Source organism: Globicatella sp. PHS-GS-PNBC-21-1553 (genome assembly GCF_033564055.1).
Classification (GTDB): domain Bacteria; phylum Bacillota; class Bacilli; order Lactobacillales; family Aerococcaceae; genus Globicatella; species Globicatella sulfidifaciens.
In genome coordinates this window covers 794,508-807,914 of sequence record NZ_CP085470.1, presented here as the reverse complement: position 1 = coordinate 807,914, position 13,407 = coordinate 794,508, and the positions used below count along the sequence as shown (strand labels likewise).

At 34.2% G+C, this 13,407-nt stretch carries 13 protein-coding genes, 1 pseudogene and 1 riboswitch; of the genes and pseudogenes, 9 read left to right on the top strand and 5 right to left on the bottom strand.

What is annotated here, in order from left to right; translation table 11 throughout:
• The first annotated feature begins 21 nt into the window (after nt 1-21).
• Complete coding sequence (locus LB888_RS03640) at nt 22-600, top strand: GNAT family N-acetyltransferase (RefSeq protein ID WP_318753657.1); 579 nt, start codon at nt 22-24, stop codon at nt 598-600.
• A 65-nt stretch (nt 601-665) separates the two neighbouring features.
• On the opposite strand, the gene LB888_RS03635 is transcribed toward LB888_RS03640, so the two are convergent.
• On the bottom strand, nt 666-1,595 hold the full coding sequence (locus LB888_RS03635; RefSeq protein ID WP_318753656.1) for a cation diffusion facilitator family transporter: 930 nt from the start codon (nt 1,593-1,595) through the stop codon (nt 666-668).
• Nucleotides 1,596-1,667: 72 nt separating this feature from the next.
• On the opposite strand from LB888_RS03635, the gene LB888_RS03630 reads away from it, so the two are divergent.
• Nucleotides 1,668-1,895 carry a hypothetical protein gene (locus LB888_RS03630; protein WP_311920764.1) on the top strand — a complete coding sequence of 76 codons (228 nt, stop codon included), beginning with the start codon at nt 1,668-1,670 and terminating at the stop codon, nt 1,893-1,895.
• On the opposite strand, the gene LB888_RS03625 is transcribed toward LB888_RS03630, so the two are convergent.
• Nucleotides 1,850-2,026 carry a hypothetical protein gene (locus LB888_RS03625; protein WP_318753655.1) on the bottom strand — a complete coding sequence of 59 codons (177 nt, stop codon included), beginning with the start codon at nt 2,024-2,026 and terminating at the stop codon, nt 1,850-1,852. The two genes, LB888_RS03630 and LB888_RS03625, sit on opposite strands and share 46 nt — an antisense overlap.
• A gap of 191 nt (nt 2,027-2,217) precedes the next feature.
• Here LB888_RS03625 and LB888_RS03620 point away from each other — a divergent pair, with 191 nt between their 5' ends.
• The 4 genes from LB888_RS03620 to LB888_RS03605 all read left to right on the top strand — a co-directional run bounded on the left by LB888_RS03620 (nt 2,218) and on the right by LB888_RS03605 (nt 6,392).
• Nucleotides 2,218-3,108 (top strand): CorA family divalent cation transporter, encoded by an 891-nt coding sequence (locus LB888_RS03620; RefSeq protein WP_318753654.1) that lies wholly within the window; start codon nt 2,218-2,220, stop codon nt 3,106-3,108.
• Between the two features lie 185 nt (nt 3,109-3,293).
• Complete coding sequence (locus tag LB888_RS03615) at nt 3,294-4,484, top strand: coenzyme F420-0:L-glutamate ligase (RefSeq protein ID WP_276647709.1); 1,191 nt, start codon at nt 3,294-3,296, stop codon at nt 4,482-4,484.
• A 185-nt stretch (nt 4,485-4,669) separates the two neighbouring features.
• Nucleotides 4,670-5,329: an MmcQ/YjbR family DNA-binding protein gene (locus tag LB888_RS03610; RefSeq protein ID WP_318753653.1), complete on the top strand. Its 660-nt coding sequence runs from the start codon at nt 4,670-4,672 to the stop codon at nt 5,327-5,329.
• 244 nt (nt 5,330-5,573) lie between these two features.
• Entirely contained in the window at nt 5,574-6,392 is an 819-nt protein-coding gene (locus tag LB888_RS03605; protein ID WP_318753949.1) for a PPK2 family polyphosphate kinase, read from the top strand.
• Nucleotides 6,393-6,630: 238 nt separating this feature from the next.
• Here the strand turns inward: LB888_RS03605 and LB888_RS03600 are convergent, their stop codons facing one another.
• Nucleotides 6,631-7,824 carry a cation:proton antiporter gene (locus tag LB888_RS03600; protein ID WP_318753652.1) on the bottom strand — a complete coding sequence of 398 codons (1,194 nt, stop codon included), beginning with the start codon at nt 7,822-7,824 and terminating at the stop codon, nt 6,631-6,633.
• Between the two features lie 78 nt (nt 7,825-7,902).
• Nucleotides 7,903-7,978: riboswitch (Fluoride riboswitch) on the bottom strand.
• Nucleotides 7,979-8,239: 261 nt separating this feature from the next.
• Here LB888_RS03600 and LB888_RS03595 point away from each other — a divergent pair.
• On the top strand, nt 8,240-9,223 hold the full coding sequence (locus LB888_RS03595; RefSeq protein WP_276646496.1) for a YhdH/YhfP family quinone oxidoreductase: 984 nt from the start codon (nt 8,240-8,242) through the stop codon (nt 9,221-9,223).
• A gap of 214 nt (nt 9,224-9,437) precedes the next feature.
• Entirely contained in the window at nt 9,438-9,959 is a 522-nt protein-coding gene (locus tag LB888_RS03590) for a methylated-DNA--[protein]-cysteine S-methyltransferase (RefSeq protein WP_318753651.1), read from the top strand.
• Between the two features lie 409 nt (nt 9,960-10,368).
• On the opposite strand, the gene LB888_RS03585 is transcribed toward LB888_RS03590, so the two are convergent.
• Nucleotides 10,369-10,599 (bottom strand): hypothetical protein, encoded by a 231-nt coding sequence (locus tag LB888_RS03585; protein ID WP_318753650.1) that lies wholly within the window; start codon nt 10,597-10,599, stop codon nt 10,369-10,371.
• Between the two features lie 324 nt (nt 10,600-10,923).
• Nucleotides 10,924-11,924, bottom strand: a pseudogene (locus LB888_RS03580) (LacI family DNA-binding transcriptional regulator).
• Nucleotides 11,925-12,131: 207 nt separating this feature from the next.
• On the opposite strand from LB888_RS03580, the gene LB888_RS03575 reads away from it, so the two are divergent.
• Complete coding sequence (locus LB888_RS03575; protein WP_078756163.1) at nt 12,132-13,406, top strand: extracellular solute-binding protein; 1,275 nt, start codon at nt 12,132-12,134, stop codon at nt 13,404-13,406.
• Nucleotide 13,407 lies beyond the last annotated feature (1 nt).

The following is a 13,407-nucleotide window of genomic DNA, read 5'->3' as shown; positions in this document are numbered from 1 at the left end:
CTAAAAGAAAGAAGTGGCTAGATGAGAATTAGAAATGCATGTTTAAAAGATGCTTCCAAATTACTACCAATATATGCCCATTATGTAAAGAATACGGCTATTACTTTTGAAATAGAAGTACCGTCAATTTTTGAGTTTGAAGAACGAATGGTGACGGTTTTAAAGCGATATCCGTATTTGGTGTTAGAAGATGAGAACAAAATCATGGGGTATGCCTATGCCAGTCCATTAAATTCCCGACAAGCTTATGATTGGTCTTGCGAGATTTCAATTTATTTAGATTCGTCCAGCACCAAAAAAGGTTATGGGCGTCAATTAGATCAACAAATGGAAATGATTTTAAAAGAAATGGGTATTTTAAATATTTATGCTTGTATTGCCTTCCCTGAAAATGAGGATGAATATTTATCAAAAAATAGTGTTGAGTTTCACCACCATCTTGGTTATCAAGAAGCCGGTGTTTTTCATTATTGTGGATACAAATTTAATCGTTGGTATCACATCATGTGGATGGAAAAAATTATCGGAGAAAAGCAACTGCCAATGCCTAAAGTTTTATCGTATACACAAATTAAACGGGATAGTATGATGGAAGGTTAAATAAAAAAATTAATATAAAGAGTGCGAAAAAATTCGCACTCTTATTTTTTAAAATAGGTTGACACTTAATGATGGTGATGATGTCCATGATGATGCCCATGGCTATGAGTATGGCCCTTGTGATTCGCGAATATTTTTTCTATATCACGTTTATGCAAATCGTGTGCTTCACAAGAAGAATCAATTTCAATCGTGACATTATAAACTTGATGGTGTTCTAATAAATGACGAATGTCATGTTTTGTTTCTTCTATCAATTGAGTATCATCGACACAAATATGTAAAGTGGCATTGTTTTCAAGACCATCCATCGACCAAAGATTTATTTGATTAATGGATCGGATATTATCATGTTGAGCTATTTCATTTTCTAATGTATTTAAGCAGATATCTTCAGGAACAGCATCAAGAAATATTTTCAAATTGGTCCAAAATTGTGGCAAAGCTCGGCTTAAAATAAAGATTGAAATCATGAGTGAAAGCAAGGGGTCTAAGAAATACCAATTAGTAAAACGTAAGATAATTGAAACTGCTATAATAGCTAACCAGCCTAAGATATCTTCTAGGAAATGTAAACTAAGGATCGCTTCGTTTTTGGTTTGTCCACGGCTGACGACATAACTAGCGATAAAATTGATGATAATGGCAATGATACCTAAAATTAACATTCCGTTATAATTGACGGGTTCAGGATGAATTAATTTAGGGATATTATTAAGGGTAACAAAAAAAGAACCGATAATTAAAATAAGGGCTGTAATCATCGCACCCAGTAAACTGAATCGTTTATAACCAAGAGAAAATTGATGATCTTCCTTACGGTTAGAAAAATTTTCTAAGAAAGCCGCAATCCCAATCGCTATTGCATCACCGGTATCGTGCACAGCGTCCGCTAGTATAGCGCTAGAATTAAAAATTCCTCCATAGATAAATTCAATTATCGCAAAGCTTAAATTCAAAATAAAGGCAATCAGTGTATTAATATTTGATTTCATCATGAATCCTCCTAGTAAGCTGATGTTTATATTAATAGTGTAAACCATCCCTTAATAGGAGAGTCAAGACTTTTGTTTATCATCTCACATTTATACAGTATAATAGGAAGTGGGCAAGAAGTAGAAAATCGATTGATCTTCGCTGCGTTTGTTCACCCCTGCAAAGTTGGGAGTAGACCAGAAGTAGAAAATCGAATGATTTTCGCTTCGTTGGCCTACCCCCGCACAGTTGGGAGTGGACTAAAAGTAGAAAATCAAATGATTTTCGCTTTGTCTGTCCACCCCCGCACAGTTGAGTAGGTCTCAAGCAAGTCATTAAGACGCAGATTGAGACCACTCAACCACTGCGCTTTTAATTTAATAACAATACCTTGATTGAGTTTACCAAATTTATCTTTAACCTCATTAAGACGCAGATTGAGACCACTCAACCACTGCGCTTTTAATTAACGCACAATAACGTGATTGAATTTTTCAAGATTAATCTCAGCTAAATTATGACGCCATTTGAGGACACTCAACCACTGCGCTACTAATTAACGAACCATAAACTTGACTAAATTTAACAAGTTTATGCCCAGCCTCGCTAAAACATTATCAAACAGTAGAAATGAGGAAAATCATGGAAGGATTATCGAAAAAATTAAGTGATATCAACGTTGAAATAATCGGCGTAAAAGAGTATCACGATAAGTATCAATACCTTATGGAAGATAACCATTTTTTTAATTTTAATAAGCCTGTTAAACACACCAAAATATATGATATGTCTCATTATGCATATGGAGCCCTTTTTTTACCAAAGATTCAGCAACGTAGCGAACAATCTTGTTATTTTTATTTAGATGATGCGAGATTCATCATTATTGAAGAGCATGATTGGATGAAAGACTTGCTTAATCAAATAGCGAATGAAATAAATACTATTGAGCTTACGAAACCGATTCAAGTATTATTAATGATTATTGAAAAAATGATTTATTCACAAGAAAAGTATTTGGATGAAATTGAAGAAAAGTTAGATCAGCAAGAAGAAGCTATGTTAAATAATGATGGTGAATATCAGCCCGATTTAGATCATGAATTTCATAAATATGGCAGAGATTTATTAGCATTTAAACGTTATTACCAACAATTATCTGAATTTTGCGATTTGTTAGATGAGTATTTTCAAGAAATTGTGAAGCCAATCAGTCGAAAGAAATTACAATATTTAAGCCTGTATGCGAAAAGATTAAAAGATGATGCATTGGATTTAAGAGAGTATGTGATGCAATTGCGTGAAATCTATAACGCAGATGTTTCTAATAAGCAAAATCGGACAATGCAAATATTGACAGTGGTGACGACGGTTTTTGCACCGTTAACCTTATTGACAGGATGGTATGGCATGAATTTTAAACACATCCCTGAATTAGAACCTCCTATATCCTATCCGATACTCATTATGGTCGTCATTGGAATCGTGATATTTGAAGTGTATATGATTAAGAAGAAGAAATGGCTCAATTAATTCGCTAAAACACGAATTATCAATAGCGTTTTCATAGGTATTTTTCTAAATTTTTCTAAATATAAAAGATTTTCTTTTCTATCTTTCGTTTTTAGTGTATGATGTATCTGGACAATGAATAAGAGAACAAATGTTATAATCGTTCTATCAACGTCTAAATTCATAATGGAAAGTGTGAAAAGCTTATGGCAAGAAATGTTGGAACAGTTGCTCGTGGTATCCGTTGCCCGATTATTCGACAAGGAGACGATTTAGCAAAAATCGTTGTAGATAGTGTATTAGAGGCAGCTGCTAGTGATCATTTTGAAATTGGTGATCGTGATGTCATCGCAATGACTGAATCTATCGTTGCACGCAGTCAAGGTAATTACGCATCAGTTGAAGCAATTAGTAAAGATGTCCGTCAAAAATTAGGTGGCGAAACAGTTGGGGTTATTTTCCCAATTCTTTCACGTAACCGTTTTTCAATGATTTTAAAAGGAATTGCATTAGGTGCTAAAAAAGTTGTTTTAATGTTATCTTATCCAAGAGATGAAGTAGGAAACCAATTATTAACGGAAGATCAATTAGAAGAACATAATATTGATCCTTATGCTACCGTAATGAATTTAGAAGAATATCGTCGTTTATTTGGCGAAAACTTGCATCCATTCACTGGTGTAGATTATGTCGAGTATTATGCAGAAATTGTGACAGCAGCTGGAGCAGAGGTAGAATTTGTATTTGCGAATCATGCGAAAGAAATTTTGAACTATACTAATAAAGTTATTAACTGTGATGTGCATACCCGTCAACGCACTAAGCGTATTTTAAAAGCACAAGGTGCAACCGTTTATGGATTGGATGATTTATTAACCGAATCCATTGATGGTAGTGGTTATAACGCTGAATTTGGCTTATTAGGATCAAATAAAAGTACAGATGATAGTGTCAAGCTATTCCCACATGAATGTACCGATTTAGTTAAAGATGTTCAAGCACAAATCCTTGATAAATTAGGTAAACATGTAGAAGTGATGGTTTACGGTGATGGTGCCTTTAAAGATCCAGTAGGACAAATCTGGGAACTAGCTGATCCGGTTGTTTCACCAGCCTTTACCGATGGTTTAGAAGGTACGCCAAATGAATTAAAATTAAAATATTTAGCTGATAATGAATTCAGTGAATTATCAGGTCAAGATTTAAAAGATGCGATTGCGTCGCGTATCAAAGAAAAGGATCAAAGTCTAGTAGGTCAAATGGATTCAGAAGGAACAACACCTCGTCGCATTACTGACTTATTAGGTTCTTTATGTGATTTAACGAGTGGTTCAGGCGACAAAGGAACACCGATTGTATTAGTTCAAGGATATTTTGATAATTATACACATGATTAATTGTTTTATTCTTAAATAAGAGATTAAAAGGCTCGAAAGACCCAGTGGTTTTACGAGTCTTTTTTTGCGTAATTGAGCCATATTTGAAGAACCACGGATTAAATATTCCTGATAGATAGCTTTATTTTTTTAGTTTTCACAATAGATGATTTATAATAGTTTAAGAAAGATTGTGGGGTGGTAACATGCGATATTTAGATAGTCTCGTACAAAAACAATTTATTCCTTCTTTAGCACTTAAGTTTGGTTTTAAAAAAACAGGACCTGAAACATTTGAAATCAATCTTCCTTTAAAAACACCCGATTTTGAAGTTCAAATTATGATCGATCATAATGAGATAAAGTTAAAGGTGTTTGAATTACCAGAAAGACTAGAGTACTTACCTTTCAATTTAAACGAGGATGAGGGAGGTAGTTTTGTTAATCAAATTCGTTCTGATGTGGATGAAGTGGTGTATCAAGTTATCGAATCATGTTATCAACTAAAGGATTATCGAGAAAGAGTATTTGATTTTGTTAGGGCTGAATTGAATACAAAGTTAGAGACGCCTTGGGCTAAGCATCCAGAATTTTATGTAATGAAGACAGCTAATCGTCAAAAATGGTATGGATTGATGATGCGTATTTCATATCAATTATTGGATCCACAGCAGTCAGGTATAGTAGATGTATTAAATCTTAAAGCCCCGCCTTTGAAAATCGTTGATTTAATAGATTATCAGACTTTTTATCCAGCATATCATATGAATAAGAAGCATTGGGTGACTGTGGTAGTGGATGAAAAGATTAATCTAAAGCAATTACAGGCATTAATCCGACAAAGTTATCAATTGGTGGAAGGTTGAGTAAATATAACTAAAAATATTATGAATTCGTTTGAAAATAGGTCGGATTTGTGTTGATACAACTGAATCGGATAACTTACCGACCAATAGACAGTACTATCTTATTTTTTTATGTCGAAAGGTGATATTTTTGTTAATAGTCTCAAATATATTTATAATAAAAGGTAGAACGTTAATATTGAGGAGAATCTAAGATGCTAAAACAATATAAGTTTGACGGTAGCGAAAAATTAAATAAAAAAAGATTCCAACCAATGCGGCAGAGGATAAAGTAGAACGCGAAGAAATTGAGGCGAAATTTTCCGAAAATTTATTGAAAATGGAAGAACTCCAAGAAAAACTATATGCGGATGGTCGTGAAGGTGTCATTGTGGTGATTCAGGCTTTAGACGCTGCCGGTAAAGATTCAACCATTAAACATGTGATGACGGGGTTTAACCCACAAGGCGTTTACGTGGAAAGTTTTAAAGTTCCGAGTGAAGAAGAAGCAGCTCATGATTTCTTATGGCGTATTCACCGACATGTGCCGGAGCGTGGCGATATTGTAATCTTCAATCGAAGCCATTATGAAGAGGTCTTAACTGTGCAAATTAATGATATTCATAAAGGCTATCGTTTAGCTGAACGTGTGAAAAATGATAGTGATCAGGAATTCTTCAAAAAACGTTATCGTCAAATTCGAGATTTTGAAGAATATTTATATGAAAATAGCTATCGAATCGTCAAAGTTTATTTAAATATTTCAAAATCAGAGCAAAAAGAACGCTTTTTAGAACGGATTGAACGCCAAGAGAAGAACTGGAAGTTTAATGCAGGTGATTTAGATGTGCGTGATCAATTTGATACTTATTTAGAAACTTATGAAAAGGTGATAAATGAAACAGCTACAAAACATAGCCCATGGTATGTTATTCCCGCCGATCAAAAGTGGTATACGCGTTACTTAGTGTCTGAAATTATGCTCGATTTATTAAAAGAAATAGATCCACAATTTCCAGAGGTGTCAAAAGAACAAATTGAAGCCATGGAAGAAAGTAAAAAACGTTTATTAGAAGAAAAATAAAGAGAAAAATTGTTACCCAAAATAGAAGAGGGGTAGGTATAGGAAGCGAAAATCATGGGTTTTCTTCTTCTTACCTACTCCTCTTGTTTTTCGTATCAAAAATAGTACTGGTGAGTGTTTTGTTAACAAGCTTAATCATTATACCATTAGGATGAACGAGCCATAATGTGGATGAATGTATCAATTTTTAACCCACTCGCCAATTGTTTAATAAAGCATTGATTAACCCAATTAAAAATCAGTTTTTCTCTAATAATGAATGTTGCGTGCGATCAATTAATAAAGCCCCAAGAGGTGCGGTAATGGTGATACCAATGACCGCCACTGATAGGATAAGTGGCCCTGTATTTAAGCCAACGGCTAAAGGAATAGCACCAATTGCTGCTTGCACCGTTGCTTTTGGTAAATAGGCAAAAATACAAAATATTTTCTCTTTAGCCGACAGTTTAGTGCCAAGTAAACTAAGGTAAACGCCCAAACTTCTAAAGATTAAGGCTGATAAAATAGTTAGTACAGCTTTAAATCCAACAATACTTAAATAGCGAATATCAACGGCTGCGCCCACTAACACAAATAACAATAATTCTGAAGCAATCCATATATTACCAAATTGTTTAGATAATTTTGTCGATTGAGGTATCGGACCACGCATTTTTATTACGCTCGCCATACTCATGACGGCCAGAAGACCCGAAATCGCGATGGAGTTAGATAACCATTTTTCAATCGCTACGAGTATAAATGAAATAGCAAGCATTATAATGACTTTTTGAATCTCAGTTAAGCCAATGTGTGCATGAGCCCATTTGAAGAAAAGAAGTAACAGCCAACCTGTTAAAACACCTAAGCCAACGCCGGCGATAATTGAGATAGGAATATTAAAAATATCTTGATAATGGATGGTGCCACCTTGTGCCATGCTTAAAAAAGCAGTAAATAATATAATCACCACAATGTCATCACATGAAGCACCCGCTAAAATGAGTTGAGGAATTTTCTGATTCGTACCGATTTTTTGTTCAATCAAATGTATCATTCTAGGTACGACCACGGCAGGAGATACAGCTGCCATGACAGCGCCCATGACAGCTGCATCAATAAGAGGAATACCTAATAACCAAGGGGCTATCAGTAAATAGCCAATAATTTCAATTGTTGCAGGCAAGAAACTCATCAGAACGGCAGGGCGTCCGACTTGTTTTAAATCCGATAAATCTAAGGTGAGCCCAGCTTTAAGTAAAATAATGATTAATGCCATTTTTCTTAAATCTGCTGAATTTTCGAGCAAAGCAGGTTCAAATGCGTTCAGTAGATAGGGTCCGAGTAAGACACCGGCAAGTAACATACCAATAATACGCGGCAAACCAATTTTTTCAGCAATCGTTGCCATTAATAAGCCGCCTAGAAAGACGAAAGCTAAAGATGTTAACATAAATTAAGCTCCTTCATTTATAAATTTGTTTCACGAAGGTATCCATAAAAAAGATGACCCCCGTGACATGCCAAATAAAGCGTCACAGAAGTCATCAGCAAATAACTGCGGTTTAGGTAACTTACCTAGGGAGAACCTCATTCCCTTTTGTTAATTAAGTATAGCAAAATCACGGTGGATGTCAATATCGGGTATCGTATAATGAATGCTCATTAAAAGTTAGACGATGATAATGAAAAAACAAGCTTTCAACGGACCTGAGTATATAAGATAGCTTTTTTAGAGGAATAGGAAACTTTTTTTAAAAATAGAAAGCGAAATATTATAACGCTATTTATTGTAAGGGATTACACTTGCTATTGTATTGGGGATTTGATATCTTTTTCTTGAATGGAAAACTTTAGGGAGGTTTATCATGGAAAAGTTTAAAGCATATGTGGTTAGAGAAACAAATGGCGAGGTTACCTATAAAGTAGAGGAACTGAACCGTCAATTTTTATATCAAGGCAATACCTTAATTAAGGCGGAATATTCTTCATTAAATTATAAGGATATGTTGGGTTTTAAAACTAAGGGAGGCGTTATTCGGCATTATCCAATGATACCTGGGATAGATGTAGCGGGTGAAATAGTCGAAGATCAATCGGGGAAATATCAAAAAGGTGATAAAGTCATCGTGATGGGAAGTAATATGGGAGTATCGACGACCGGTGGTTATTCAGAATATGTATCAGTTGATAGTGATTGGGCGGTGAAAGTGCCAGAGGGCATGACGACTAAAGAGGCCATGATTTATGGAACAGCTGGCTTTACTGCCGCTTATGCCTTGTTGTCACTGATTAACCATGGGATGGATGTGAATAAACAACCTCATATTTTAGTCACGGGAGCGACAGGCGGAGTGGGCTCCGTTTCTTTAGCAATCTTGAAAAAGTTAGGTTTTGACAAGATAACAGCTCTAGTAAGGAAAGATTATCAAGAAGAAATTGCCTTAAAATTAGGAGCCACTGAAGTAATTTGGCCAGAAGATTTAGGAACTGTTAAACCTTTAGCTTCAGCAAAATGGGATTATGTTGTAGATAATGTAGGGGGTGAACCGGCAGCAATTGCTTTAACTCAAATTGCCAATAATGGTGCGATGTCGATGTGTGGCAATGCGGCAGGTATTCAATTTAACACATCTGTTTTACCGATGATTTTAAGAGGAGTTACGATATTTGGAATTGATTCACTAGCAAGACCGGTGGCATTACGTAATCAAATTTGGGAGTTGTTAGCGAATGAATGGAATGTCATTGACTCATTATTAGTCAATGAAGTGCCGTTTGATAAGTTAGACGAACCTTTATCGAAAATACGTGAGGGACAGCATTTAGGACGAACCTTAGTTGCGTTTTAAAACTTAGGAAAAATGACTCATAGCTTTCCGTAATGATACGTACTTAAAAAGTAGGTTATAGTATAGGTCATAGCAAAAATTTTGTTGTCGAAGCTATAGGTTTCAAAGGGTGTTTGATAAAATTCCATACAGTTTCTTTCTACTTTTTAGATAGACAATATACGGAGCTGATATATAATATATGTACCTATTATTTTAGACAGGATGATCGTAAATGAGTTATTTATATAAAAGTACCTTTGAGACGCCCATTGGTACCATGACTAGTTTGGTGGCAGAAGACGGAATCTACTTTTTGCAGTTCGCTGATAGCCTGACATCAAAACAAATCGAGCGAGTTCAAAAGCATTTTCAACGGAAGATTATTGAAAAAGATCATTCGATGAATTTGAAAGTAAAACAAGAGCTATGCGAATACCTAGAAGGAACAAGAACTGAGTTTACAATTCCGACAATCATGAAGGGGACGGTTTTTCAAACAAAGGTATGGCAAGCATTAAAAAATATTCCTTACGGTACAACCTTAGATTATCAAGGGTTAGGTAAAGAAATTGGATATCCAAATGCTAGCAGAGCCATTGGTAATGCCAATAGTAGTAACCTAATTATGATTCTCATTCCTTGCCACCGTGTAATAAGGTCCGATGGCTCAATAGGCGGATATGCCGGTGGAGTGAGTAGGAAGCAATACTTATTAACTTTAGAAGAAAACTATATCGTATCAAAGAACCATTAACCATTATAAAGTAAATTAAATAAAGAGGACAATAGTAACACCGGTTGGTGATTGACTATTGTCCTTTTTGACTGTAGACAAAACTCATTTCATTCACTTGAGGATTTCGTTCCTGAGGAGCTTCCTTTAAGAAAAATTGAGACATTGTTTATGAATTATGACTGTATTTAGATGAAAACAATAGGTCTATCATTGACAACAACGAATTGCAAGGGGGGTACCAAGAGGGTAGAGAATCAAATGAAGAAAGAAACGAGTATAAGGGATGATGAATTTTAACACTTTTCAAGATAAGTTTAATTAATTTATTAAAAAAACTTCTTATATTATATTAAAGATACCTGCATAATGATTTTTATAACTAATATGGCTTGTGTTACTAGTGTGTCATAAGGTATTACAGATGAAATTAGTCCGATTCATGTTTATTTCCTTTTTGAAAAAGTATATTATTTTCAGTAGAATCTATGTTAAACAAACTATTTAATATTTTATTCCAAGGTATAAATCTAAGGATTATAAAGACAAGGTATGGGAATAAAATGTTACCAAAAGTTAAGTTCCTAAATTTAAAAAATAGAAAGTCAAGAGTATCGATAACACCAATAGTTAAAAAAAAGTATGCAATTTTATTTTTCATAATTTGGTACCCTCCTGTTCTTTAATGAAATAATTATAACAAAAAGAGTAAGCGTTTGCAAACGTCTATTTCTTAATATATTTTGAATTATAAAATTAAGTTAGACTTTTTATCTTAAACACAACAAAGCTTTTTTCTTACTTAAACATAAAGACACAGGCAAATATGTTGGTGTTGAGAAGCTAGAAAGGCTTCGTCTTATATTATCAGGGATGTTTAATAAAAATAAAGAGCCTATTTGTTTGAAGTTAACTTAAATTGGTTTGTATTCAATTTAAAAGGACAATAGTAACACCGGTTGGTGATTGACTATTGTCCTTTTAACTATTTTTTTGGGACAAAACTTTTGCGAATGATTAATTCAGAATTAAGTAAAACGGTTTTAGTTGTTTTTCGGTTATAGACAATTTGATCAACTAACATATCAATGGTAGTCTTTGCTATCTCTTCAGCCTCAATTCTGAAAGTAGTTAATGGGGGGAGACAAATTTTGAGATATCATTATCGTTAATGCTAATGATTTCAATATTATCCGGAATATTGATTTGCAATTCATTAAAAGCTTGTAAACAGCCGATTGCAATCGTATCAGATGCAATAAAAATCGCTTCGGGTAGATCATCTTTCCATTTTGAAATATTATTATTTACTAGATTATAACCTTGTTCTACAGAAAAGCGTCCTTCGCTCAAAATATATTTTTCATTAAGTAGTCCCAAAGTTGAAAGATAATGACGAAAAGTTACCTCACGACTATCCATGTCAATCGTATCATTAAAATGATTGTAATATTTTCCACCGATAAAACCAATTTTTTGATAGCCTTTTTCTCTAAAATAATCAATCGCTTTGACTGTCATCCGATCGGTATCGGGCTTCACAGTATCAAAATAATCGGGTTCGGGATTAATTTCTAAAAAGACGCCATTAGTATAGCTATTTTTTAATTTTTGTATTTCTTTTTCAGAAAAAGAACCCAAAGCAATAAAACCAGAAATATTTTTGGGAATAGAATCTAGACCTTTGTCTTGCTTGATTGTAAATATTTCCATATTATTTAATTTTGCATATTTCTCTAAATTAATTTTCAGATTGCGAAAATAAACGTCTTGCAATTCTTCCTCATCACTTATCCAAGATAGTACTGCAATTTTTTCAAGTGTCGTTTTAATCTTAGAGCGATCATATCCTAAAGTTAGGGCAGTATGGATTATTTTTTGTCTGGTCTCTTCGGTTATGGATAAGTTTTCGTCTCCTTTAAGTAGGCGAGAGACTGTCGCTGAAGAATACCCAGAATGGTATGCTATATCCTTAATTGTTGTCATTTGTTACCTCAATAAAAATTATTTTTATATTAGTTAGTAAAACTATTTATTAGAATTATAACGTTTTTATCATGGTTATGCAACTATATCCAAGATAATTGGTAAAAATATTTACTAAATAAATTAAATTCTTTAAATAAAACTATTTACAAATAAAACGTTTTCTTATATACTTAGGATAATAATAGTAATAAAGGAGCCAGACAGATGAAAAAAATATCAAGTTTATTGCTTAGCAGTTTAGTCGTTTTAGGGTTAGCAGGATGTGGACCAAAAGAGAATGATGCAACAGTAACTTCAAACGATCTAAGTACAACAGAAAATTCTGAACCAACAGAACTTTTAGTTTGGGAAGATCAAGCCAAAGGTGTAGGGATTGAAGATGCAATTAAAAAATTTGAAGAAGAAAATAATGTAAAAATCACGATGGTAGAAAAATCTTACGCAGACCATATAGAGGATTTACGTTTGGACGGACCAGCAGGAACAGGCCCAGATGTGATTACTATTCCGAGTGATCAAGTAGGGACTGCTGTGACAGAAGGATTACTGAAAGAATTAACCGTAGATGATGAATTAAAAGGAATTTATACTGAAGCAGCTATGCAATCGCAAACTGTTGATGGAAAAGTATACGGACTGCCAAAAGCGGTAGAAACACAAATTTTATTTTACAATAAAGACTTAATTTCAGAAGAAGAACTACCGAATACTACTGACGAATGGTTTGAGTTTTCTAAGAACTATTCTGATGGTGAAAAATATGGTTTATTAGCACTATGGGATACACTTTACTATGCTCAAGGGGTAATGGGAGGATTTGGATCTTATGTATTCGGCGAGAAGGACGGAGAGCTTAACCCAGAAGATTTAGGTCTTGCTAACGAGGGTGCTATCGAAGGAGCTGAATATATCAAAAAGTTCTATGACGAAAAAGTATTCCCATCAGGGATTATCGGCGAACAAGGTATCAATGTGTTAGATTCATTATTTACTGAAGGAAAAGCTGTAGCGGTAATCTCTGGTCCTTGGAACGTTGAACCTTATAAAGAAGCAGGCATTAATTATGGAGTTAAAGAATTACCAATGTTACCTAATGGCGAACATATGGGCTCATTCATTGGTGTCAAAAGTTATAATGTAAGTAGTTATACAAAACACCCAGAATTAGCAGAAGCATTTGTTAAATTTATTGCGAATGAAGAAAATTCAAAAGTTCGCTATGAAAAAACAAAAGAAGTTCCAGCTGTGCTAGCGCTAGCTGAAGACCCAAGTGTTCAAGAAAGTGAAGCGGCAGCCGCGATTGCTTTACAATCACAATATGCTGAATTGATGCCAGGTATCACTGCAATGAACTCTGTATGGATACCAATTGATCAAGCACTTCAAACAATTGCAACAGGAAAAGCTGAGCCAAAAGATGCATTAGAGCAAGCAGTAGAACAAATTGCTAACGATATAGAAGCAACGACTCAACAATAAT

Bases quoted from the DNA above. Each gene is read 5' to 3' on its own strand.
- LB888_RS03640 (WP_318753657.1), top strand. From the start codon at position 22: ATGAGAATTAGAAATGCATGTTTAAAAGATGCTTCCAAATTACTACCA.
- LB888_RS03635 (WP_318753656.1), bottom strand. From the start codon at position 1,595: ATGAAATCAAATATTAATACACTGATTGCCTTTATTTTGAATTTAAGC.
- LB888_RS03620 (WP_318753654.1), top strand. From the start codon at position 2,218: ATGGAAGGATTATCGAAAAAATTAAGTGATATCAACGTTGAAATAATC.
- LB888_RS03615 (WP_276647709.1), top strand. From the start codon at position 3,294: ATGGCAAGAAATGTTGGAACAGTTGCTCGTGGTATCCGTTGCCCGATT.
- LB888_RS03610 (WP_318753653.1), top strand. From the start codon at position 4,670: ATGCGATATTTAGATAGTCTCGTACAAAAACAATTTATTCCTTCTTTA.
- LB888_RS03600 (WP_318753652.1), bottom strand. From the start codon at position 7,824: ATGTTAACATCTTTAGCTTTCGTCTTTCTAGGCGGCTTATTAATGGCA.
- LB888_RS03595 (WP_276646496.1), top strand. From the start codon at position 8,240: ATGGAAAAGTTTAAAGCATATGTGGTTAGAGAAACAAATGGCGAGGTT.
- LB888_RS03590 (WP_318753651.1), top strand. From the start codon at position 9,438: ATGAGTTATTTATATAAAAGTACCTTTGAGACGCCCATTGGTACCATG.
- LB888_RS03585 (WP_318753650.1), bottom strand. From the start codon at position 10,599: ATGAAAAATAAAATTGCATACTTTTTTTTAACTATTGGTGTTATCGAT.
- LB888_RS03575 (WP_078756163.1), top strand. From the start codon at position 12,132: ATGAAAAAAATATCAAGTTTATTGCTTAGCAGTTTAGTCGTTTTAGGG.